We start from the raw sequence: 21,560 nt of genomic DNA, 5'->3' as shown, positions 1-21,560 counted from the left end.
GGCGCGGCGGGCGCGGAACCCCCCTACCCCACCCACCCGCTCCTCTTCGGCCGCCACCGGGTACGCCGCCTCCTGGGCGAGGCCCACGACGCGTGGGACGGCCTCGCGGACCGGGTGCACCGCGCACGCGCCGCGGCGGCGGGCCGCACGCCGGTCCCCCTGGACGAACTGCACGACCCCAAGCGGATCTGGGCCCTCGGCTCGGAGAACCCCGAGGACCTCCGCGCCGAGATCACCCGCCTCCAGGCGGAACTGGGCTCCTACCGGGACGCGCTGTCCCGCCCGTTCCCGGTGGCGATCCTGCACTGGCCGTCCGCCGAACTCACGGAACTCCTGACGGCGTACCCGTCCCTCACCGCCGAATACCCCTCCCACGAGGCCCACTTGGCGACCATAGAGTCTTCGCTACGACAACTCTCCGCCTCGGGCACCCCGAACCTGGGCATCGTCACGGGCACAGTCCCCTCCTACGAGGCCTTCGCCGCCTCGGAGGGCGCCTCCCCGGGGGACACCTCGCTGCTCCCCCAGTACGCGACGACGCTGGCCGCGCGGGGGCGGGCTGTGGGGTGGCCGCCGGAGCGGGGGGATGGGTGTTGGTGTGGGGCGGGGCAGGCGTACTCCAACTGCCACGGGGCGAGCGAGTAGCCGGCTTCGCCTGTCGCAATCCATTGAGCACTGACGGACTTTCTGACTCGAAAGCGAAATTTCCAGGATGGCACGGCTAATACTCCAAGGCCCTGGTGAGCCCTGCAGCAACACGGAGCCTGGAGAGCACCAACTACTTGCGTCCGCCGACGACGCCGAACTTCAGTCCGTCGCTTCCTGGCTGAGTAGCCACCCAGTAGCAGACGCCTACACGGAAGCGATTCGGAACTCGATCGATTACGTTCTCGACGGCGGGAGGACGGGCAGATTTGATCTGATGTCGCCCGAGGTACACCCGGGCGAACGCGCCTCCGTCGGGGCGAAGCTCGAGTACGAGATCCTCCGCATACTCGGGCTGCCGAAGACCAGACCGCTGGACACCCTGATCGCCGACGTTCCCGTAGACATCAAGGTCACCGTGGGCGACAACTGGGCCATCCCCACTGAGGCTCATTGTCAGCTATGCATCTGCACTCAGATCCAGTTGAAGAAGAATCGGCACAGATCATGGCTCGTTCGGGCTCACAGATCGTGGCTCTACCGCGGCAAGGGAAACAAGGACCAGAAACGCGGTCTGGCGGTACAGGCACGCGAACAATGGAGCCTTCCGCTCTACGACTGGGCAGAGCTTCCGGTTAATCCCCTGCGCTACCTGACGGAGGAACAAGTATCGCAGGTGCTGGCCAAAAAGCCGGGCCAGGTACGGCGCATGCTCAAGATGTTCCATTTCCTTGAAGGGCACATCATCCCGAGAAATGTCTTCTTGACGGTGGGGTCGGGCAAGCAAGACCCCATGCGTCGCGCTCGGCAGCTACGAGATCTCGCGGCAAAAGAGGGACTCACCGTGCTCTGTGGCACCTGGGTGGATTCACGTGACCAGGCTGCCGCTCGCGGCATCACCCTCCAGCCGGGCGAGTGGATCGCACTGCGTGACGGTGCTGGGCAAGATGGCGAAGAAGCGCCCTCAGCCTGACCGGCCGAGACAGCCACTAGGAGCCCCGGTGCGCGCAACTGAAGACTGGACCCCACCGGCAGGTTCGTGGGCGTCTTCTGCGGCTCGACGCAGGAACATGCAGGCCATCCGCAGCAGGGACACCAAGCCGGAGCGGTTGATCCGTCGGCTTCTGCACGCCCAGGGGCTCCGTTACCGGGTAGCTGCGAAACCCTTGCCTGACCTGCGCAGGACTGCGGACATTGTCTTCCGGCCGACAAAGGTAGCCGTGTTCATTGACGGTTGCTATTGGCATGGCTGCCCTGAGCATTACGTGCCGCCCAAAACAAACGAAGGCTATTGGTCAGGGAAAGTCGCGGGCAATATGGCTCGGGACCGAGACACGGACCGAATCCTGAGGGAAGCAGGTTGGACGGTTCTGCGCTTCTGGGAGCACGAGTCACCCGACGAGTGCGCGCGCGCTGTCCTCCGCGTCGTCCTCGAGCGACGGGATGCTCTCCTGAAGGGGAAGCTCGGGCGCGACGAGTGACGGGTCGGCCTCGGGTTCAAATTCCGGACTCGGGTCGTCGCGCAGTGGCCCGGTGCGGGTTAGGGCGTCCCGGATCTTCTCGCCGACGGCTGCTGCGACCGGGGGCGGGAACGCGTTACCGACCTGCCGGTAGCGCGCCGTCTTTCCTCCGATGAACACCCATGGCCCCTCAGCGTCCTCTTCATCCGGGAAACCCTGGATGATGGCCGCCTGCTGGACCGTGAGTTTCGGGCCCCTTTCCAGGTTGCCCAGGTCGCGCCCGGGGTCAACCATTTCGTCTTCGTCATTGGCCACACCCATGCCGTCGACGCCGAGAACCCCCCAGGCCCGCTTCGCTCTTGTCGGACCGAGGTCTGCTCCGCCGTGCTTCTTGGAACCACCGACCAGCGTCGGCGCGACCGTGCCAAGGTTCGCGGCCCCGTGCCACTTCTTGTAGCGGTCGGTGCCCGCCCCGAGCCGTCGTTCCATGCTGGGGCCCAGCGCATCAACGACGCGGCGCACCTTTTCTTGGGGGACTGGCCAGTCGAAGCCGCGATACTGGTCCTTACGGATGGCCACCAAAATGGCGCGGGGCCGGAGCTGTGGTACCCCGAAGTTCTGAGCCTCCAGAACGCGCCAGCCACAGATGACATAGTCAGCCTTGCGGAGCCGGTTCTTGATGTGGTTCCGGTAATAGCGGAACTTAAGCTCCGGCTCCACGAGCCCTCGGACGTTCTCGATCATGACTGCGCGAGGCTTGAGTTCCTCAACGAGATCAAGCATGCGAGGAAAGAGATCCCGCTCGTCATCCCGGCCCAGTTGATGCCCCGCCGCCGAGAAGGGTGGGCAGGGCACACCACCAGCGAGAAGGTCGAGCTGGCCTGGCTGAAGCATCCGCTTGCCGGAGTCCCGCTTCCTCCGGTGTCCCTCGGGGTCGGGAACCTCCTCCAGCGGCTTGAAGTTGTTGACATCCGTCTCGCGAACCAGGCAGTGATCCTTCTCCCAGCCCCATGACGGACGCGACTTGATGTTTTCTCTCAGCGTCTCGGCGGCGTACTTGTCGATTTCTACCAGCGCGAGATGCCGGAAGCCAGCCTGGTGGAGCCCAACGGCTTGGCCGCCGGCACCCGCGCAGATCTCGATTGAGGTCAGCTTGCGGTGGGCGGTCCCCATCGACTCCTCCTGGTGCGGCGAATTGCAGACACGCAAGTGTCGCATCCCTCCGGGATCAGGAGCCACGGGACCGGCCGACTTTCACATAGACGGAGGTGTCAGCTCCCCAAGAACCTGTCCAGGTCCGCTTGGAGTTCCTCCCGTGTCACTGCCGGAAGCTGCCGGTACATCGCCCAGACCCTCTCCGTCTGGGACATGGTTCGCCTGTCTGCCTTCATCCAGTCGAGCAGGTCCCGCTTACCCCGCCTGGGGAGCTCCGTGACCCGGTCCCAGACCTGGCCTTTGGTCATCTGCACCCCTGTGAGGTGCTTCACGGTCTCGTTGCAGCGGGCGCACTCCGTGATCAGGTCCTCCGCATTGGCCGCGCTGCCGGACTTGTGCGGATTGACATGGCCGACCGTAAGGCGAACCCGCGAGTCCGGATCATCCGCGTAAGCCTCCCCAGCCGCATGCCCGCATCGCCGGCAAGCATGGCCGTCCCGCTCAAGCACGAGCCGCCTGGTCTTGGAGCTGATCTGCCGCAGACCTGCCGCCCTGTGTTCCGGCTCCCAAACGGGACGCCCGACCTTCTCCAGATACAACTGGTCGGGCTGCAGGCTTGGCCGGTCCCGATAGGTCCTGATCACCCACCCCGCAGGCCGCAAATCACGCATACGCCGGTCTACCTGCTCCGCTCCCTGGATCGCCTTACGGAGCCTGGCCCTGGAGAAAGTCCCACCCTTCCCCACCTCGTCCCGAAGCCACAGTGCGACCCGGACCCTCGTACCGAGTCCTTCATTCCGCCAGTTCAACCCGGATTCAGTCATCCGCTCGCCTATCGGTCAAATGTTCCATACATGCCTCTATCGAATGGAGACCGTAGCTTGCCGTTACTTGCCGCGGCAAGTAACGGCAAGCTGATCTCGACCCAAACCCGGGCCGAAAGGATCAGCGATGTCACATCAACCGCACACCAGGGGCTCCCGCACGTGTGTCGAACTGTGCTCCGGCGCCGGAGGTCAAGCTCTTGGGCTGGAGCAGGCCGGCTTCAGCCATCAGGCGCTCATCGACCTGGACCACGACGCGTGCCAGACGCTGCGGCAGAACCGTCCGAACTGGCACGTCGTGCGAGCAGACCTCAGGTCAGCGGAGTGCTTCCATGCCGCGGCGGCAGCCCGCCCCTGCCTCCTTGCGGCTGGCGTTCCGTGCCCACCGTTCTCGATCGCTGGCCGACAGCTCGGACTGCGGGACGAGCGCGATCTGATCCCAGCAGCGCTCGCCCTCGTCTCCGCCATCAAACCGAGGGCGATCCTTCTAGAGAATGTGAAGGGGTTACTTCAGGAGAAGTTCTCGGCTTACCGGACAGCCATCCTCCGCACCCTCACCAACCTCGGTTACACCGCTGAATGGCGCCTGCTCTACGCCCGCGACTTCGGCGTTCCGCAGCTACGACCACGCGCGGTCCTAGTGGGTATGGAAACGCAAACGTTCGCCAACTTCCGCTGGCCTGAGGCACACCTTCCGATCACGCAGGCGGTGCACGTAGGCGCCGTACTTCGCGAATCGATGGCATCCCGAGGCTGGAGGCTTGCTGACACGTGGGCCACCCAAGCCCAGCGGATCGCGCCAACACTGTGCGGTGGCTCGCGGAAACACGGAGGCCCCGACCTAGGGCCAACCCGAGCGAGAAGGGCCTGGGCTGAGATCGGGGTGAACGGCTCCAGCGTCGCGAACGAGCCGCCAGCGCCTCACGATCAACTGCCGGTGCGGCTCACCCTGGCACAGCTCGCGCTGTTGCAGGGTTTCCCTCCGGACTGGACGTTCGCCGGAGGCAAGACGTCCGTCTACCGGCAGGTGGGAAATGCCTTTCCTCCGCCCGTGGCACGAGCTGTAGGCCGCGCCATCGCGGCGGCGCTGGATCGGACAGACGCTCCTGCCAAGGGGACAGACTCCCTCCCCAGTCATGCGGAGCAACTCCAATCAGCGAACCACCGCTCGACGTGCCCCCTCACTTGACCGCATGAGAGTCGATGTGCCGAAGGAGAGCGCGAACATCGGCTATGTCCATGCCCGCGGCGAGGGAGGGTTCCTCCTGCAAGTCCGCCAGTTGCTGCACGGCCGGGTCGTCCAGGATCTGGCCCATGAATTCAAGCTTCTCTCGCAGCCGCAGGGCCACCACCTCATCGATCGTGCCTTCGGCCGCCAGAGCCGTGACCCGTGTCTCTGTTCCAGGGGCCAGACCGAGACGGTGGATACGGTCGAGGCTCTGAAGGAAGCGGCCAGCCATGAAGTCCCGGTCTACGTACACCGCGTCATGGCAGACCTGGTGAAGGCTGATGCCCTCGCCCAGGGTCGCCGGGTTGGAGAGGAGCACGTGACAGTCAGGGTCCTCCCTGAACCTCTTGAGCTGCTCCTCGCGATCAGGTGTCCCCCCGTGCACGACGGCCGGCTGATAGGCGGAGAAGAGCCCCTCCATCGTGGTGAGGCTGCGTACGAAGGTCGTCCACACCAGCGTCTTCCGCCCCATGGCCGCGTTCTCCGCGACGATGCTGAGCGCTTCCTTGTACTTCGGAGAGAACTCGTAGTCCGGCAGTTGCCGCAGGAGTGAGTACAGGGAGTCTGTCTGCGGCACTTCCAGCGGCGGCAGGCGATAGTCGAGCGGGGCGTACCGGCTCTCCCCCTCCAGGAGCAATGCAGGGCTCGTCGCTGCCATAAGGAGGCGCAGCATCGCCTTGCCTAGAGCGTCGAAGTCCTCCCGACCAGCCTCAGCGCGGGCGGTGTAACGGCCGACGAGTGCGTCATAGATCTCACGGTGCAGCGGCGGGAGCGGAACGTAACGAATGCGTGTTTCGAATGGAGGGAGCCCCAGTTCCTTCTTGGTGGTCCGGGTGAACAGTGGCCGCAGCACCGCGCTAGCGTGGGCGAGGTCGCCCCCGGCTACAGCGCCGGTCACCACTCGCCGACCGTGTCCGGGCCACACGAAGGACAGCAGGTTCTCCAGATCGCGGGCCCCGTTGGGGGCGGGGGTCCCGGTGAGGATGAGACGCCGGCGTGCCAACGGTCCGAGCGCCATGCAGGCGCTGCCGTAAATGCCTCGTGCCCCGAGCTTCATACGGTGTGCCTCGTCTAGAATGATCATCGATGGGGTGCTGCGAAGCCACGACGCGAGCCCGGCTAGGGACCGGTCAAGGCGCTCATAGTTGACGATCAGGCCATCCGTACGAGGGTCAGGGCTTCCCTTCATGACACGGGCGTTGAGCGGTTCCTTGAAGCACACCCCGCTCTCATAATCCCAGGATTCGTAAGCGGACTTGGGGCTGACGACGAGCAGTCGGTGTACGTCACCCCGTTGCCGCATCGCGGCGAATACCGCGAGGGCGACGCGGGTCTTCCCGGCTCCTGGCACGGAGAAATTCGCACCGTGTTGGAGGGACAGGAGACGCGCGATGTCCCGTCGCTGGAAGTCAGTGAGATCCGCGCGCCAATCCGGCCCGAGCTGGTCCGCGACCGATCCTGCCGTTACGGGAGTGGCTGCGTCGGAGCCGTCCAGCCATCGCTCGGCGCGCTCGGCGTCATCCAGCACGCCGCCGACGAGCGTCGCCAGTTCCTCTTCCCACTCGACATCCGGGGAGGACCAGATGGCCAGCGCCTCAAGTCCAGTGAGGAAGTCATCCAGGTCGACCTCTACCGACGACAGAGTCCGCTGCCCTGCAGCGGGAAAACGGGCTGCCAGCCTGGCGAAATCTTCTTCGTGTCCCGGAGCCGCACGCAGGACGGCGCGCGTGCGGGTGACGTCGAAGGCGATGCGCAGCGACGGTTGCGCGGTCGTCGTCACACTCCTTCCTTCCTGACCGATTCACGAAGCCAGGCGACGCCGTCACCAGGTGCCTTGATGCTGCGCTGGGTCGCGACCGCGAGCTTCGTCAGGGTCTCCCGAAGGGTCAGGACCGCCTCGTCGAAGGCCTCCTCATCGAGGCTTCCGGAGGCCCTGGCGAGCGTGAGGTCGGTGATGCACTGCTCGATGTCCTGGCAGGCATCGGTAATGCGGTCCTGAGCCGCTTGCTTGCGCTTGCGGACCCGGGCGTCCTTGCCCGCAGGTTCCAGGGCGGCTTCGAACGCTTCCTGTGCGGCACTGAACCGCGTGTTCGCCGCTCTGCTCCGTTCACTGAGCGGGTCACCCTTCGCGGTCGAGACCGCCTTCGCCTTAAGGATCAGGTCAGTCAGCGCCTTTGCCTGGGCGACCTTTGGCGCCGCTGCCCTCATGGTGCGGTTGAGCCCCGGAATGGTCACACCCATCGCCGGGGCTTCGGCGTCCGTCTTCAGTTCTTCCGGCAGCCTCTTGTCGAGGTACCGTTCCCGGAAATCAGGTTCGATGAGCCGTACGTCAGTCTTGGAGAATTCCAGGACGATGGCGGCGAGCCGTGTTTCCTTAAGCAGCTCTGCATCGTCCCTGCTTACCGGAGATTCCTTTGTGTAACGCCGGTAGACCTCGCGCAGCTTCTCCTGATGCCTCTCAAAGTCCAGCAGCCGAAGCCGTGCACTCCCATCGCCGGACCGCTCGATCAGATCGCGGAGGCATGTGAGGACCCACAGGTCCTGCTCGCACGTTGAGGTACGGATGCGAAACTCCTTCGCCACGTCGGCGATGGGGCGCCCCAAAGCGTGCTGCTCGTCCATGGCCAGAAGCCGGTTGATGTACGAGTATTCGCGGCGCTGGTCCGGCCGGAGCTGAAGGGACAGCTCCACCGCGTTGATGTCGTCCCACGTGCACGACTCGGGAAGCACACCGACTCGGATGTTCGCAACGGTCAGCTCCTTGAGGGCCGCCTGCCGCGTGTTGCCGTTGACGAGCACACCGTCTCGCGTGATGAGCCCAGGCTCCTTCTGCCGGTCGGTTCGAAGGCTCTCCATCAACTCCCTGAAAGCGGGGTCTTTCTTCTCGGGGTCCTCCGGAAGCACCTGCAGTAGATGGTGCAGGTAATCCTGGCTCCCCGGTTCCCAGGGAGCTTCGTCGAGCAGCTTGTCCTGCTCTGGTTCATGACTCCGCTGGGCTTGGATGCGGTGGGTCCCCGGGTTGTAGTAGAGATCCTGCACCGGCATGTCGATCACCTCGACGTGCAGCGGCTGTGTACGCCACTCGACTGTGAGCGTCTCCCGAACCCCGCTCCCGTCCGCGATTTCCTTAAGCCGCTGCTCGATCAGCTCACGGTTCTTATCCGCTTTCGGCGGCCGGCCGAATTCCTTACCCACCAGAATCTCCTCACCAGTTTCAGGGGTATTACCGCTAGCCTGGGCGCGCTGCCCGTGAAGTGGGTCAGCGCGACCGCGGGTTACATAAGGGACCGTGCCTACTATTCGGCCGGCAGCTTCAAGCCCTCGCGAACCTTCGCCCGCGACTCCTCGGGAAGCGACCGGTACTCGGCCCAGAACACCTCCGCCGCGCTGAACTGACGCTGGTCCCGCTTCATCCATTCCGTAAGCATCCTGCGGTCCAGGGCGCTGAGGCCCTCGGCGCGCTTCATCATCGCGCTCAGGTCAGCTTCAGCACCGCGCCCACCCACGCGGCAGCGGTTGCACTCGGAGACGAGTTCAGTGATCTTGCTGCCGTCCGGCTGCCGCACTACCCGCCGGGCGATGTCGATCTGCGCCGACTCGTGAGTGCCGGCGTAGGTCTCGCCCGGCGCGATCCCGCACGACCGGCAGAAGTGCCCGTCCCGCGCGAGCACTTCGCGCCGCCTGGTCTGCGTGATCGAGATGCCGGGACGGGTGCCCTTGCCCGGCAGCCATACTGGCTCCCCCTGCTTAACGAAGCGCTGCTCGTGCTGGTCGAGGGAGGCGTCCTCGCGGTTGGTGTCGATCTGCCAGCCATGATCACGCAGGTCACGGACCCGGCGATCAGCCTGACTGACCCCCGGGAACGCCGCCTTCACGTCCTCCTTGGTGAAGGTGTTCGTCTCACCCACGACGGTCACCAGCCACAAGGCGGCGCGCTTCATCGTGCCCAGCTTCGGGTCCGTCCACGACGGCATGTCCACCACGTACCCCTTACGTCAGGTCCTGTGTCTCCACCGGGCCAGCGAGCGATCCGGCTGCATCCAGCCACCAGAAACCCTGGCCCAGGAGTGCTCCCGGAATCCAGCCCGGACACGGAATTGCGGCAGTGCAAGATGCTGCACTGCCGCAATCGCCAGAAGAGCTATTCAACTTGTGGGCGGGCCGAGCACTATGGAGGGTCTACGCGAACTCCCAGCATCTGCAGGAAGGCTGGCATGGCCGAGAGATCCGCCCGCGGTAGCTCCCACTGCGGCTCCATCAGGGAGAAGTTCTTCGCTGCCTTCAGCGAGACCATTGAGGCCGCAGGCATCCCTCACAAGGTGATCGCGCGAGAGACAGGCGTGGGGCTGTCCAGCATCTCTTGCTACAAGGCCGAGCGCGTACCGAAGAAGCCCGGACCGGTGGAGCGTATCTACAAGGTCCTAGAGAGCAGGGCGCGTGAGCAGGGCAGGCCGTTGCCGCACACTCTCGCGCACCTGCTCGCCCTGCGTGCGGCCGCAACAGTAGAGAAGACGGATCCAGGCACGGCTGCGGGCTTCCTCGATTACCTGCTGCGAGAGCCGGCTCTTGAGGCCAGACTCCGGGCTCGCAAGAGCCACAGGCTGCGCACCCGCAGAAGGTCGGCACTTCTCGGAGCACGGTCCGGGGTGCCGGTCCCCCACCAGCGAGGGGACCGGCACCTCACCGGCGAAAAGTATGCCGCCGACATCACCGACTACGCCCGCCACGTGACGGCAGGCCGGTTCCGTGACGCTCAATTCATCGCTTGGACCATGGGCACCAGCCTTGAGCCGTGCGAGTTTCCGAGTGCGGTCGCGGCTTTCCGCAATGCCGGAGCGGAGGATGGGGTCGAGGCCATGCTCAGTGCTGCCGCGAAACGCCATGACATCCAGGCGTCCATTAGCACTGCCGTGGCCTTGCTCAACGAGGGTCAGCCCCAGGATGCTCAAGCCTTGTTGGGCGCCATCCACGCTGCCGGGTAGCCCCGGGTTCTACCCGCGCCGGCGGCTCATCCGCCTCCACATCCGCCTCCGCTTCCGCCTCAAAGTGCATCCGCGCCCGGCCGAGCATCTCGTCCGGGTCCCCTCCCTGCGCTACGAGCCAGTGGAGGAGGTCGGCAATCACGTCGGTAACCGACTCCTCAAGCACCGCAAAGGTCGGCGCCGCCGAAATCGCGCCGGCCACGCGCCGGTACTCCTCAAGAACCATCACGGCGCGTCGCCCCCGCATGCACACCCGCGCCGGCTCAAGGGAGAGTTCACACCACACCGCCTTACCGGTGGCTTCAAGGACAGTGCCCCACTCCTCACACAGAGCGGCCAGCAGGTGCAGGCCGCGTCCGCACTCCTCTTCCCCGCAGATCATCCGCAGAGTCGGCACAACATGACTCTTGTCATGCACCTCCACCCGCAGGCGGTCTTCCCGCGGCTCAAGGACGAGCGTCGCGGCAGCCCCTGCTCCCACGTGCTTGATGACATTCGTCGCCAGCTCGGTGGCGACCAGTTCGGCCTCATCGGTGACGCTTTGCGCACCCCACTGCTCCAGGTTGCGCTTCACCGCTTCGCGGAGCAGCGACAATTCCGCCGGCGCCGCTTCAAACGGCAGGACGCAGCGCAGCCCCCGTGCGCTCTGTTCGTACATAGACATGGAGAGACTCCCTCCCGAGCCACGCAGCGCTGCGCCCGCCGTGTCCACACGACTGCACCGCGTAGCGAACTGCCGCGAGCATGGCACAGAGAAGTCTCGCTGTGTAACTTCTCACGGGAATCCATCGAGTGAATCCGTCCGCCGCCAACTCCCACCACGCATAACCTGATTGCCGCCCGCGGGCACCCGGCCCCGCTCCGCCAAGGAGGTATCCGAACGTGCCAGCGAGGGCTACGACCCGACGCCGCCAGTTGGGGGCGACCCTGCGCAAGCTGCGCGCTCGCAAGGGCATGACGCTTGAGGAGGCAGGGCTGTGCGTCGGTGTGTCCAAAGCAACCGTGAGCCGGTACGAAACACGAGAAGGGCCGGTCAAATGGCTCGTCGTGGAGGCACTCTGCCGGGCATACGATGCGAGTGACGCGGAGCAGAACGCGCTCGTCGGTCTCGCCAAGGACGCCAGGCAACAGGGCTGGTGGAGGCCTTTCGCTGATTCGATTCCCGAGACCATGAACCTCCTGCTGACGCTGGAGGACGAGGCAGTACGGGAAGATCACTTCTCCTGTGTCTACGTCCCCGGCCTTCTGCAGACCCGTAGTTACAGCACGGCCTTGCAGCAGGCCAACGAGGTCCGCTTGGCGCCGACGGAGATCGAACGCCTCGTGGACATCCACATGCGGAGGCAGGACATACTGCGGCGGGCGGCACCGCCGCACCTGTGGGCCGTACTCGACGAGTCGGTGATCAGACGTATCGTCGGTTCGCCAGCGGTCATGAGAGAACAGTTGAGCCGACTGCTTGAGGCCAACGAGTCTCCGCACATCACCCTCCAGGTACTGCCGTTCTCCAAGGGTGCGCATGGTGCCGCGATGGGCAGCTTCCTGATCATCGGGGGCGCCGAGCCGTCGCTCGATGTCGTATACGTCGACTACCACACGGGATCTCTGTTCCTGGAACAGGAGAGCGAACTGGAGCGATACAGACTTGCGTTCGACTACCTTCGCGCCCAAGCGTTGGACATGGAGGCCTCCTCCGCGCTCATGCAGGACGTCCGCAAGGAGTTGTAAGGAGTTGTGATGCCCGCCAACACCCGCCCGATCCCCCACGGCCGCTGGTTCAAGTCGTCGTACAGCGGAGCCAACGCAACAGAATGCGTTGAGGTAGCCGTCACACAACGCACCGTGCTCATACGGGACTCGAAGTCCCCCGCACACCGCCCCCTGGCTGTCCCGCCAGAGGCATGGTCCGGCTTCCTCGCAAGCCTCTCGCAACCGAGCGTTAGGCTCGGACCATAGCGGCAGGTCCCTCCCTGACCGGATGAAAGCGAGGCAAGCATGGCGAACGTGACGGTGAAGGTACCGGCGGCCGTGATGGCGGCCGCTGGGCTCACCGGCGGGTATGCCGTAGCCCGGTTCACCAAGCAGCGGCCGCTCGGCGGAGTCGTACTGCTCGGCGCCGGAGCCATCGCCGCGCGGCGATGGCATGAGGTCGCGGGTGGGAAGGCCGCCGCCGCGCTCAGCGCCGCGTATGTCGCAGGGTTCGCCGGCTCGCATCCGCTGGCCAAGAAGGTGGGCGCCTGGCCCGCCGTCCTCGGCGTGGCCGGTGGCGTGGCGCTCGCCTCTTGGGCGGTTGTCGACCGCCGTAGCTGATGGTGGGAGACCGCCGTAGCTGACAGCGGAGAGGCGCGGCAGCGCTCCGCACCCTCGGCAGCCCGAAGCAAAGCCCCGCACCCTCAGCGCCCCGCACCCTCAGCGGGCCAGCAGCAACGCCCCACACCTCGGCAGCCCGAGGCAACGCCCCTCACCCCCAGCCGCCAGCCGAACCACCCCGCAGCGTGAGCGTCAGCGACAGCAACGCCGCCCCCGCACACAACGCAGCCGTCCCCACCCACACCACGTCATACGACCCGAACGCATCCCGCGCCGCCCCGCCCAGGAAGGCCACGGTGCCCGCGCCCACCTGGTGGGCTGAGTTGACCCAGCCGAACACGACGGCGGCGTCGGGGCCGAAGTGCGCGCGGCACAGTGCGATCGTCGGCGGCACCGTCGCCACGTCGAGCAGGCCGAAGACGACGGCGAAGGCGACGAGCGGTGGCTGCACGGTGGCGGTGAGCAGCAGCGGGAGCGAGAGCAGTGCCACCCCGCGCACCGCGAAGTACGCGGCGAGCAGGCGTCGCGGGTCCCGGCGGTCGGTGAGCCAGCCGGAGGCCACCGTGCCGGCGACGTTGAAGATCCCGATGAGCGCGAGCAGCGAGGAGGCGGCCGTCGTCGCCATGCCGTGGTCGTGCGCGGCGGGCGTGAAGTGCGTCCACATCACGCCGTTCGTGGAGGCCCCGCAGATGGCGAAGGTCCCGGCGAGCAGCCAGAAGGGGCCGGTGCGTGCCGAGCGCAGGAGTACGCGTACGGCTCGTCGTGCCGCTCCGGTGACCGGTGCGGGGCGGGGTACGAACTCCGCGGCCCCGTACGGGCACAGCCCCGCGTCCGCCGGGTGGTCGCGGAGCACAAGCCACACCAGGGGCCCGGTGAGCAGGGCCGCCCCCGCGAGCGTGAGCGCCGCGGCCCGCCACCCGTACCGTCCGACGATCTCCGAGAGCACCGGCAGGAACACGAACTGCCCCACCACGCTCGCCGCCGTGAGCAGGCCCGTGACCAGGCCGCGCCGTGCCACGAACCACCGCTCGGTGACGACGGCCGCGAAGGCCATCGCGGTGGCGCCGCTGCCGAGGCCCACCAGCACGCCCCAGTAGAGCGCGAACTGCCAGGCCTCGGTCATAGCGGTCGCGGTCAGCACGGCCCCGGCGCCGACCAGGCCCAGGGCGCCCGTCGTGACGTACCGCATGCCGAAGCGGTCCATCAGCGCCGCGGCGAACGGCGCGGTCGCCCCGTACACGACCATGTGCACCGCGCTCCCGACCCCGATCACCCCTCGCGACCAGCCGAGCTCGGCGTGCAGCGGCCCGACGAGGAGTCCCGCGAGGGTGGTGAAGGTGCCTGCGGCGACGATCGCGAGGGCGGCGACGGCGGCGACCGTCCAGGGGGTGACGATCCCCGTCCCCCGGCTCGTCCGCCGACTCGCTTCCGGGTTCGTCCCCCGACTCGCTTCCGGGCTCGTTCCCGGGAGGGTGCGGGTGGCCGTCCTCGAACAGGTGGGGGTGCAGGTTCCGCCGGTCGCGCTCCTGCTCACGTCAGCGCTCACGTCGGCGCTCACGTCGGCACTCGCTTTTCGCATACGTCGCATACGTCGAGCGTCCGCCGGGTGCGTCCGTCACGACGAGTGGCCAGATGGCCAGGGTGTGCAAGTATCTGGCCATGGCATCAGCGAAGCGGCAGGGGCCACCGGAGCCCCACCAGCCCCCCGCCACCGTGGCCGTACTCGTACGCGACGGCGTCCTGCCGATGGAACTCGGCCTCGTACACCAGTTGTTCGGCAACGCGCGCGACGCCGCGGGAGCCCCGCTCTACAGGCCTCTGACCTGCGCGCTCACGCCCGGCATGGTGGAGACGGACGCGGACTTCCCCATCCGGGCGGCGCACGGGCCCGAGGTCCTCGCGGAGGCGGACACTGTGATCGTGCCCGCGTCGCACCGCGAGGACGAGGGGCTGCGGCCCGGGAAACTGCCCGCCCCGCTGGCCGCGGCGGTGACGGCTGCCGCCGGGGCCCGTCGCGTCGCGTCGATCTGTACGGGCGCGTTCGTCCTGGCGGCGGCGGGCCTCCTGGACGGGCGCCGGGCGACGACGCACTGGCTGTCCACGGACCTGTTCGCGCGCGCCTTCCCCGCCGTCACGGTGGATCCGGATGTGCTGTACGTGGACGAGGGCGCCGTCCTGACGTCGGCGGGGGAAGCGGCCGGTGTCGACCTGTGCCTGCACCTGATCCGCCGGGACCACGGGGCGGCGGTCGCGGCGGCGGTCGCCCGCCGTACGGTGGTGCCGCCGCACCGGGAGGGCGGCCAGGCCCAGTACATCCAACGCCCGGTGGCCGAGCCCGAGTCGACGTCGACGGGCGCGGCCCGGGCATGGGCGCTGACCCGCCTCGGCGACCCGCTGACCCTCGCCGAACTCGCGGCACAGGCGTCGATGAGCGTACGTACCTTCAGCCGCCGTTTCCGGGACGAGACGGGCCTGACTCCGGTGCAGTGGCTCTCCCAGCGCCGCGTGGACCGCGCCCGCCAGCTCCTGGAGGAGACCGACCACACGGTCGACCGCATCGCGGCGGAGTGCGGCTTCGGTACGGGGGCGTCGCTGCGGGCGCACTTCCAGGCGGGGGTGGGGGTGTCGCCGGGGGCTTATCGGGCTACGTTCCGGGGGCGGGGGTAGCCATCTGTCGCCCGGGGCCAGCTACGCAGGGCCGAGGTCAGCCGCGCCGGTCGACCGCCAGCCAGGACGCGAGCGCCACGCCACCCGCCACCCCGAGCACGGCGGGCCAGGCGCCGACCTTCTTCGCGAGGGGGTGCGACCCGGCGAACCCGGCGACATACGCGGCGCTGAGCGCGGCGGCCGTACTCGCCCCGGCCTGCTGCCGCCACTCCTTCGCGGCGGCGGCCCCGGCGAGGGCGAGTACGGCTCCGCCGAGGGGGCGTTTTGGGTGACGCGTGCTACGGATCAAAGCTTCGGTTCCACCGGGAACGGCAGTGCGGCCGCCCACTCGGAGAGGGCACCGGCCGCGGTGGAGCGCAGCTCGCCCTCGACGGACACCTCGTCCAGCAGTCGGCGTTCGCCGTTCGGCAGAGCCAACTCTCTGTAGTACTGCAGGTCTTCGAAGCCATTGTCCGCGACGTCGTGACTGGTCGCCGCGTACACGAGACGGGAGATCCGGGCCCAGTAGCAGGCGGTGAGGCACATCGGGCACGGCTCGCTGCTCGAATACATCACGGCGCCCTCCATCAGGTGGCGGCCAAGGCTGCGGCCCGCGTCGCGTAGGGCCATGATCTCGGCGTGGGCGGTGGGGTCACACAGCTCGACCACGGAACTTGTGCCCGTGCCTACGATTTCCCCGTCCACCACCACCAGGGCACCGAAGGGTGTTTTGCCCTCATCATCGAGTGCGTGGCGGGAGATGGCGATGGCTTGTTCGAGGAACTTGCGGTCCTTCTCACTCTCCGGGGCGTAAGGCAACGGGTTCTCCCTCACATGTGTATCGACGGATCCGCATCGCTGAACGGCCCGTCCAGGTCCACGTCATAGCTGGTCAGAGGCGTCGTGATGCCGGGGCTTGAGACGATCCGCAGTACGGCCTCGGTGCGTGGTGCATCGGACCAGCGGCCGTCCACCAGGACATCGACCATATCCGGCAGGGAAGCGCCTGCTTCGCTTCCTTCGATGATGAGGCGCTCGACTCGCGGAGGGGGCACGGACAGCAGGGCGGCGGAAGCGGCGAGCCGGTGATTCCATTCGGCGAAGGAGCGCACCATGGCTTCTCCTTCGGGGCCGTCGCCGACGGCGGCAGGCAGATTGTGGAGCAGGACACGGGTGATCTGCGGTGGAGCGCCCTCACGTGACTGGGCATTGATGAGGGCCTCGTCAACGGCGTTGCGGAGGTCGAGCCTGTGGGGCCGTACCCAGCCGAGGCCGCACTGGACGACGAGCGCGGCACGCACACCGGGATCACTGATGCGGGAGACCGCTGTGACCCATTGCTCCTCATCCACTGCGGCCCCTCTCCTTCTCGTTCACGTCGTCATCCTCGTGTGCCCACCGACGAGCTGCAGGACTCGCAGTCCGCAGGCTACGGCTGCCCGCGGATCGTCCACCCCGTCGGCGCCGGGGAGGACGCGAGCCGCGAGCCCGGCGGCAGCTTTGAGCGCCGGAGTGGAGAGGCCCGCGAGGAAGGCCTGAAGTTCCTCGTCGGGCTCGCCGGGCGCGAGGGGCGCGAGCCGGGCGGCGACGGCGAGAACCATGGCGGCAGGCCTGTCCTGTGGTTCGCTCCGCGGAGCGGGGGTGCGGATGAGCGACCGATCCGTACGCGCCCGGGCCAGGGACCAGGGCGAGTCGGGCCCATCGGCACGCACCATGAGAGTGCCCAGCGTCCGCTGGGCGCTACCGGCGTCGCTGAACCAGCGATGGCTGGCGAAGGTGCGCAAGTACGCTCCCAGGAGCTGTGGGTCCGGAGTGAACTCGGGCCTGACGAGCTCCGGAGGGTGAGCGATCCGGACATCGCGCAAGGTCGCGAAAGCATTGACGGAGACGAGGGCCCAGTAGCGGTCGAACTCGACTACCGAACCGAAGAGCTCGCGGGAGGCGCGCGCTTCCGGGGTGTCAGTAGGAGGGGTGTCCGGACCGCCGTAGAGGGAGGTCCGCGTCTCGCTCAGCACGGATGCGCCGTCCCAGTAGTTGCCCAGGAACTTCTGCCCGGTGAGGAACTGATGGACGCCATAGAAGGCTCCCGCCTGATCGGACCCGTGGTACTCCGTGAAATCCCTTGCCCACAGCACCATCGCGGCCGGGTTGTCGAAGACGGAGCCCATATCGGCAGAGCTGCTGACCGAGACAGGATCCGGATCGGCCTGGCGCAGTACGAGGCGCCGGCTGGCGACACACAGGGCCACGAGTTCTCGCGCGGCGCGTTTGGAGGCGATGCCGCGGTGGGACATGAGGGTTGCCGTACTGCCGAGCCAGGCCAGATAGCGGGAAGCCTCACCCAGCGCGACAGCAGGATCGGGCAGCGCCCGGACCTGACGTACCAAGGACTCCACGATCGATTCCGCGCATCCGACCACGACGACGGGATCGGTACCGCGCACAAGCGCCGCCCTGCAGAGCCGGTGAAGCACCTCGAGATGGAGGGCGGCGGCGTCCTCGTTGGCGGGTGCGGGCACGTTCATGCCGGTGAGTTGCAGAACGAGGTTGCGTATGCCGTTCGGGTCGTTGCTACTGATGACCTGGTCGAGCGCGCCGAGATAGGCGGATACGACGGGGTCGTCGCTGAGCTCCTCGTTCATTGAGCTCTGACGCACATGGAGTTCGGTCAGCCCAAGGGAGAGAGTCCGCCGCAGCAGCCGATTGCGCCCGCCGACGCTGGCGAGCCCGAAGAGCCGGACGAAGGAGAAGATTCCGAAGCAGTTGGCCAGCAGAAACAGCAGTGCTCCGTACGTCGTACTTCGCTCGCTCTGCCACAACAGCCCGCCTGCGGTGAACATCGCGGCGACCCACCCGGCGAGCACCCACTCCCGGAAGGCGATATGGCTGTCGATGGCCCGTAGAGAAGGCCATGAACTGGCTGCGGAGAAGGAGAGCGCGAAGATCACGGCTTCGCCGGTGAGGAGAGTGGCGAAGAAGGCGATGGTGAACTGAGTGGCGTCGACGGCGTCGTCCACGTTGACGGGAAACACCCACGCCGCCACGGCTAGAGCGAGCGCTCCAACCGCCAGCGCCGCGCGCCGCCGCGTATGTCCCATCCCCCTCCGCCCCCGCCGCTCGAGCTGGTGTTGTTCGAGCAACCTTGTCAGCAGTGACGGTAGTTGCCAACAAGCGCGGGGGCAGGGCCGTTGCAACTCCCGCAGGGCGGTGACGAACTCGGCCCGTGCCCGTGCCTCGAGGTCGATGCGTCCATCGGTCGGTCACGACGAGCGGGGCGCGTCCCGGGGGCCCGGCTACCCCCCGAGCGCCCGCGAGACCGTATAGATCGCCACCCCCGCCAACGCCCCCACCACCGTGCCGTTGATCCGGATGAACTGTAGGTCCCGCCCGATGTGGGCCTCGATCTTCTTTGAGGTGTGTTCGGCGTCCCAACCGGCGACGGTGTCCGTGATGAGGGACGTGATCTCGTTGCGGTACGTCGTCACGACGTACACCGCCGCGCCTTCGACCCAGCCGTCGACCTTCTCCTGGAGGCGGGTGTCGGTGGCCATGCGTTGGCCGAGGGAGAGGAGGGCCGCGCGGACGCGCAGGCGGAGTTCGCTGCGTTCGTCCTCCGCGGCGGCCACGATCATCTGGCGGACCGCCGACCACGCGGACGCGATCAGGTCCTGCACCTCGGGGCGGGCGATCACGTCGCGCTTGAGGTTCTCCACGCGGGCGCGGGTGTCCGTGTCGGACTGGAGGTCGGAGGCGAAGTCGGTGAGGAAGCGGTCGAGGGCGCCGCGGGCGGGGTGCTCGGGCATGTCCCGCATCTCGGTGACGAAGCGGAGGAGTTCCTTGTAGACGCGTTCTCCCACTTTTTTGTCCACGAAGCGCGGGGTCCAGCCGGGGGCGCCGCCCTGTACGGCGACCATCACCGAGTCCCCGTGCGTGATCAGCCAGTCGTGGGCGCGTACGCAGACCAGGTCCACGACCCGCTTGTGGCCGCCGTCCGCGACCACCTTCTCCAGCATCTTGCCGATGCCGGGGGCGATCTCCTGGGCGTCGGCGCGGCGCGTGATGGCCTCGCCGACCACGGCCTGCACGTCCGAGTCGCGCAGGACGGTGAGCGCGCCGCGCAGTGCCGTGGCCAGTTCGGCGGTCACGCGGTCGGCGTGCTCGGGCTCGGCAAGCCAGGTGCCCAGGCGGCTGCCGATGCCGACGGCGCGCAGGCGCTGGCGCACCACCGTCCGGGAGAGGAAGTTCTCGCCCACGAAGTCGCCGAGCGAGGCGCCCAGTTGGTCCTTCTTCTTCGGGATGATCGCCGTGTGCGGGATGGGGATACCGAGGGGGTGCCGGAACAGCGCCGTCACCGCGAACCAGTCGGCCAGCGCGCCGACCATGCCCGCCTCGGCCGCCGCCGCGACATATCCGGCCCAGGCGCCCGCGCCGGTGTTCTGCGCCCACTTCGCGAGTACGTACACGACCGCGACGAACAGCAGCAGGCCCGTCGCCGTCAGCTTCATCCGGCGCACGCCGCGCTGCTTCTCCGCGTCGGCCGCACTGAAGCCACCGGGCCCGCCGGGGCCCATAGGACCGCCCCCGGGCCCCATCGGACCGTTACCGGGCCCTACCGGACCGTCACCGGGCCCGCCCGGACCGCCACCGCCGGGCCCGCCCGCACCGCCGTCACCGGGCACAGCCGGACCGCCACCGGTGCCGACAGCCCCCGCCGTCTTCGTACGTTCCATGCCTGGCGCCCCGTCTTCATCCATGTCGCATCGCGCGTGTCGCTGATCGCTCAGTGAGCATTCTCCGTACGCGTACCCCGTACGCGTCGCCTCCTCCAGTCCTACTCCCGGAACGAACCACAAGTTCCCGGCGTCTGAGTGAGCGGAGGGGGCAGTGTCGGTCCGCTCCCGGCCCATGACGCATCATGGGGTGTTCACACCGGAGCCTCGGGCTCCCCCTGCCCGAGGAGACACAGCCCGCATGACCAAGCGTCACGGTTATGCACTGCTGGCCGCCCTGCTCGCGGTCATAGTGGTCGTTTCGGCCGCCATATACGTCGGCGTCAACGGTACCGGCGGGGACGGAAAAGACCAGTTCGGTGCCGGCTCCGCGGGCCCCCGGAACTCCGCGGCACCGGCCTCCGCGGGCACCTGGGTCGCCACCTGGTCCGCCTCCCCCGCCGGCGCCGAACCCGGCACCGAGGAACGCGGCATGGCGGGCCGCTCGGTACGCAACGTGGTGCACACCAGCGTCGGCGGCGAGAGCGCCCGCATCACCCTGTCCAACCTGTACGGCACCCAGCCGCTCACCGTCACCCACGCCTCCGTGGCCGTGGCCGTCGCCTCGAACAACCCGGCCGCCGACGTCGGCACGCTGCGCCGCCTCACCTTCCGCGGCGACACCTCGGTGGTGATCCCGCCGGGGCAGCAGATCGTGAGCGACGCCGCCGGGCTGCGCGTGCCGCACGACGCCGACCTGCTGGTCACGACCTTCTCCCCGGCCGCTTCCGGGCCCGTGACGTACCACCCGCACGCCCGGCAGATCTCGTACGTCGCCGACGGCGACCGCACCGAGGACCCGAGCGGGGCCGCGTACCAGGAGCAGAGCCCCTACTGGCGCTACCTCTCCGCCGTCGACGTGCTCAGCAACGAGACCGAGGGCACCGTCGTCGTCATCGGCGACTCCATCACCGACGGCATCTCCTCCACCATGGGCGCCAACCGCCGCTGGACCGACGGCCTGGCCGCCCGGCTCCGCGAGGAGGCGGGCGCGCCGCGCTACAGCGTCGTGAACCAGGGCATCAGCGGCAACCGCGTCCTGTCCGACGGGCGGCCGGGGCGGCGCGGCGGGCCCGGCGCCAACCCGAGCGGCCTGTCCCGCTTCGACCGCGACGTGCTGAGCCGCACCGGCGTCAAGGCCGTCGTCATCGCCCTCGGCGTCAACGACGTCCTGCGCGACCAGGAGACCGACGCCCGCCGCATCACCGACGGGCTGCGCGAGCTGACCCGGCAGGCGCACACGCGCGGGCTGCGGGTGGTCGGGGCGACGCTCATGCCCTTCGGCGGGCACCGGGGGTACTCGCCCGCCCGGGAGCGTGTGCGGCAGTCCGTGAACGCCGAGATCCGCTCCGGGAAGGTCTTCGACGAGGTCGCCGACTTCGACAAGGCCCTTCGCGACCCTTACGACCCGCGGTCTCTCCTCGACCGGTACGACTCCGGTGACCATCTGCACCCCAGCGACGAAGGCTTCCGGCGCATGGCACATACGTTCGACCCGTCCGACCTGCGGGGTTCGGCGGACGCGGAGCTTTAGCCGCTGC

22 protein-coding genes are annotated in these 21,560 nt (G+C 67.9%); 10 read left to right on the top strand and 12 right to left on the bottom strand.

What is annotated here, in order from left to right; translation table 11 throughout:
- From IG78_RS0130325 to IG78_RS46490, 3 genes are all read left to right on the top strand, one after another.
- On the top strand, positions 1-645 hold a 645-nt coding region (locus tag IG78_RS0130325; RefSeq protein ID WP_030568861.1), incomplete at its 5' end, for an SEC-C domain-containing protein.
- A gap of 67 nt (positions 646-712) precedes the next feature.
- A complete protein-coding gene (locus IG78_RS0130320) occupies positions 713-1,618 on the top strand; it encodes a NaeI family type II restriction endonuclease (RefSeq protein WP_078965824.1) in 906 nt (301 codons plus the stop codon).
- Positions 1,593-2,126 (top strand): very short patch repair endonuclease, encoded by a 534-nt coding sequence (locus IG78_RS46490; RefSeq protein ID WP_078965827.1) that lies wholly within the window; start codon positions 1,593-1,595, stop codon positions 2,124-2,126. The genes IG78_RS0130320 and IG78_RS46490 overlap by 26 nt, the downstream gene beginning before the upstream one ends.
- On the opposite strand, the gene IG78_RS0130315 is transcribed toward IG78_RS46490, so the two are convergent.
- Both IG78_RS0130315 and IG78_RS53065 read right to left on the bottom strand, forming a co-directional pair.
- Positions 2,037-3,278: a DNA cytosine methyltransferase gene (locus IG78_RS0130315; RefSeq protein WP_030568859.1), complete on the bottom strand. Its 1,242-nt coding sequence runs from the start codon at positions 3,276-3,278 to the stop codon at positions 2,037-2,039. The two genes, IG78_RS46490 and IG78_RS0130315, sit on opposite strands and share 90 nt — an antisense overlap.
- Before the next feature lie 98 nt (positions 3,279-3,376).
- On the bottom strand, positions 3,377-4,084 hold the full coding sequence (locus IG78_RS53065; RefSeq protein WP_030568858.1) for an HNH endonuclease signature motif containing protein: 708 nt from the start codon (positions 4,082-4,084) through the stop codon (positions 3,377-3,379).
- A 127-nt stretch (positions 4,085-4,211) separates the two neighbouring features.
- Here IG78_RS53065 and IG78_RS46485 point away from each other — a divergent pair, with 127 nt between their 5' ends.
- Positions 4,212-5,273, top strand: coding sequence for a DNA cytosine methyltransferase (locus IG78_RS46485; RefSeq protein ID WP_078965823.1), 1,062 nt, complete (start codon positions 4,212-4,214; stop codon positions 5,271-5,273).
- On the opposite strand, the gene IG78_RS0130305 is transcribed toward IG78_RS46485, so the two are convergent.
- The 3 genes from IG78_RS0130305 to IG78_RS0130295 form a co-directional block, all read right to left on the bottom strand.
- Positions 5,266-7,092 carry a DEAD/DEAH box helicase gene (locus IG78_RS0130305; protein WP_030568857.1) on the bottom strand — a complete coding sequence of 609 codons (1,827 nt, stop codon included), beginning with the start codon at positions 7,090-7,092 and terminating at the stop codon, positions 5,266-5,268. The two genes, IG78_RS46485 and IG78_RS0130305, sit on opposite strands and share 8 nt — an antisense overlap.
- Complete coding sequence (locus IG78_RS0130300) at positions 7,089-8,507, bottom strand: ParB N-terminal domain-containing protein (RefSeq protein WP_030568856.1); 1,419 nt, start codon at positions 8,505-8,507, stop codon at positions 7,089-7,091. Before IG78_RS0130300 ends, IG78_RS0130305 begins: the two co-directional genes overlap by 4 nt.
- Positions 8,508-8,608: 101 nt before the next feature.
- Complete coding sequence (locus tag IG78_RS0130295) at positions 8,609-9,292, bottom strand: hypothetical protein (protein ID WP_030568855.1); 684 nt, start codon at positions 9,290-9,292, stop codon at positions 8,609-8,611.
- Positions 9,293-9,526: 234 nt separating this feature from the next.
- Between IG78_RS0130295 and IG78_RS46480 the strand changes: the two genes are divergently transcribed.
- Positions 9,527-10,294 (top strand): hypothetical protein, encoded by a 768-nt coding sequence (locus tag IG78_RS46480; protein WP_051853053.1) that lies wholly within the window; start codon positions 9,527-9,529, stop codon positions 10,292-10,294.
- Here IG78_RS46480 and IG78_RS0130285 read toward each other — a convergent pair.
- A complete protein-coding gene (locus IG78_RS0130285; protein ID WP_063760814.1) occupies positions 10,233-10,958 on the bottom strand; it encodes an ATP-binding protein in 726 nt (241 codons plus the stop codon). The genes IG78_RS46480 and IG78_RS0130285 overlap by 62 nt on opposite strands.
- A 218-nt stretch (positions 10,959-11,176) precedes the next feature.
- Here IG78_RS0130285 and IG78_RS0130280 point away from each other — a divergent pair, with 218 nt between their 5' ends.
- From IG78_RS0130280 to IG78_RS0130275, 3 genes are read left to right on the top strand one after another with little or no spacing between them, the layout of a single operon-like run.
- A complete protein-coding gene (locus IG78_RS0130280; RefSeq protein ID WP_030568852.1) occupies positions 11,177-12,022 on the top strand; it encodes a helix-turn-helix domain-containing protein in 846 nt (281 codons plus the stop codon).
- Between the two features lie 9 nt (positions 12,023-12,031).
- Positions 12,032-12,250, top strand: coding sequence for a DUF397 domain-containing protein (locus IG78_RS46475; protein WP_078965822.1), 219 nt, complete (start codon positions 12,032-12,034; stop codon positions 12,248-12,250).
- A 39-nt stretch (positions 12,251-12,289) separates the two neighbouring features.
- A complete protein-coding gene (locus tag IG78_RS0130275) occupies positions 12,290-12,604 on the top strand; it encodes a hypothetical protein (protein WP_030568851.1) in 315 nt (104 codons plus the stop codon).
- Positions 12,605-12,755: 151 nt separating this feature from the next.
- On the opposite strand, the gene IG78_RS0130270 is transcribed toward IG78_RS0130275, so the two are convergent.
- On the bottom strand, positions 12,756-14,150 hold the full coding sequence (locus IG78_RS0130270) for an MFS transporter (RefSeq protein ID WP_404827807.1): 1,395 nt from the start codon (positions 14,148-14,150) through the stop codon (positions 12,756-12,758).
- A gap of 113 nt (positions 14,151-14,263) precedes the next feature.
- On the opposite strand from IG78_RS0130270, the gene IG78_RS0130265 reads away from it, so the two are divergent.
- On the top strand, positions 14,264-15,271 hold the full coding sequence (locus IG78_RS0130265) for a GlxA family transcriptional regulator (RefSeq protein ID WP_051853058.1): 1,008 nt from the start codon (positions 14,264-14,266) through the stop codon (positions 15,269-15,271).
- 37 nt (positions 15,272-15,308) lie between these two features.
- On the opposite strand, the gene IG78_RS0130260 is transcribed toward IG78_RS0130265, so the two are convergent.
- The 5 genes from IG78_RS0130260 to IG78_RS0130240 form a co-directional block, all read right to left on the bottom strand.
- The gene (locus tag IG78_RS0130260) at positions 15,309-15,560 is read right to left on the bottom strand and encodes a hypothetical protein (RefSeq protein WP_225882348.1); all 252 of its coding nucleotides are present in this window, start codon (positions 15,558-15,560) and stop codon (positions 15,309-15,311) included.
- Positions 15,557-16,069: a nucleoside deaminase gene (locus IG78_RS0130255; protein WP_078965821.1), complete on the bottom strand. Its 513-nt coding sequence runs from the start codon at positions 16,067-16,069 to the stop codon at positions 15,557-15,559. Before IG78_RS0130255 ends, IG78_RS0130260 begins: the two co-directional genes overlap by 4 nt.
- An 11-nt stretch (positions 16,070-16,080) precedes the next feature.
- Positions 16,081-16,602, bottom strand: a complete 522-nt coding sequence (locus IG78_RS0130250; RefSeq protein WP_030568846.1) for a hypothetical protein — start codon at positions 16,600-16,602, stop codon at positions 16,081-16,083.
- A 21-nt stretch (positions 16,603-16,623) separates the two neighbouring features.
- Positions 16,624-18,294, bottom strand: coding sequence for a hypothetical protein (locus IG78_RS0130245; RefSeq protein WP_030568845.1), 1,671 nt, complete (start codon positions 18,292-18,294; stop codon positions 16,624-16,626).
- Between the two features lie 249 nt (positions 18,295-18,543).
- Positions 18,544-19,842: a DUF445 domain-containing protein gene (locus IG78_RS0130240; protein ID WP_051853052.1), complete on the bottom strand. Its 1,299-nt coding sequence runs from the start codon at positions 19,840-19,842 to the stop codon at positions 18,544-18,546.
- Positions 19,843-20,221: 379 nt separating this feature from the next.
- Between IG78_RS0130240 and IG78_RS0130235 the strand changes: the two genes are divergently transcribed.
- Positions 20,222-21,553, top strand: a complete 1,332-nt coding sequence (locus IG78_RS0130235) for an SGNH/GDSL hydrolase family protein (protein ID WP_030568843.1) — start codon at positions 20,222-20,224, stop codon at positions 21,551-21,553.
- Positions 21,554-21,560: the final 7 nt, after the last annotated feature.

Origin of the sequence: Streptomyces aureocirculatus (assembly GCF_000720475.1) — a bacterium.
GTDB lineage: Bacteria > Actinomycetota > Actinomycetes > Streptomycetales > Streptomycetaceae > Streptomyces > Streptomyces aureocirculatus.
The sequence above is the reverse complement of the archived record's forward strand: the minus strand, read 5'-3'. Positions and strand labels throughout refer to the sequence as shown.

Bases quoted from the DNA above. Each gene is read 5' to 3' on its own strand.
- IG78_RS53065 (WP_030568858.1), bottom strand. From the start codon at position 4,084: ATGACTGAATCCGGGTTGAACTGGCGGAATGAAGGACTCGGTACGAGG.
- IG78_RS0130315 (WP_030568859.1), bottom strand. From the start codon at position 3,278: ATGGGGACCGCCCACCGCAAGCTGACCTCAATCGAGATCTGCGCGGGT.
- IG78_RS46475 (WP_078965822.1), top strand. From the start codon at position 12,032: ATGCCCGCCAACACCCGCCCGATCCCCCACGGCCGCTGGTTCAAGTCG.
- IG78_RS0130240 (WP_051853052.1), bottom strand. From the start codon at position 19,842: ATGGGGCCCGGGGGCGGTCCTATGGGCCCCGGCGGGCCCGGTGGCTTC.
- IG78_RS46485 (WP_078965823.1), top strand. From the start codon at position 4,212: ATGTCACATCAACCGCACACCAGGGGCTCCCGCACGTGTGTCGAACTG.
- IG78_RS0130285 (WP_063760814.1), bottom strand. From the start codon at position 10,958: ATGTCTATGTACGAACAGAGCGCACGGGGGCTGCGCTGCGTCCTGCCG.
- IG78_RS46490 (WP_078965827.1), top strand. From the start codon at position 1,593: ATGGCGAAGAAGCGCCCTCAGCCTGACCGGCCGAGACAGCCACTAGGA.
- IG78_RS46480 (WP_051853053.1), top strand. From the start codon at position 9,527: ATGGCCGAGAGATCCGCCCGCGGTAGCTCCCACTGCGGCTCCATCAGG.
- IG78_RS0130265 (WP_051853058.1), top strand. From the start codon at position 14,264: ATGGCATCAGCGAAGCGGCAGGGGCCACCGGAGCCCCACCAGCCCCCC.
- IG78_RS0130275 (WP_030568851.1), top strand. From the start codon at position 12,290: ATGGCGAACGTGACGGTGAAGGTACCGGCGGCCGTGATGGCGGCCGCT.
- IG78_RS0130235 (WP_030568843.1), top strand. From the start codon at position 20,222: ATGACCAAGCGTCACGGTTATGCACTGCTGGCCGCCCTGCTCGCGGTC.
- IG78_RS0130320 (WP_078965824.1), top strand. From the start codon at position 713: ATGGCACGGCTAATACTCCAAGGCCCTGGTGAGCCCTGCAGCAACACG.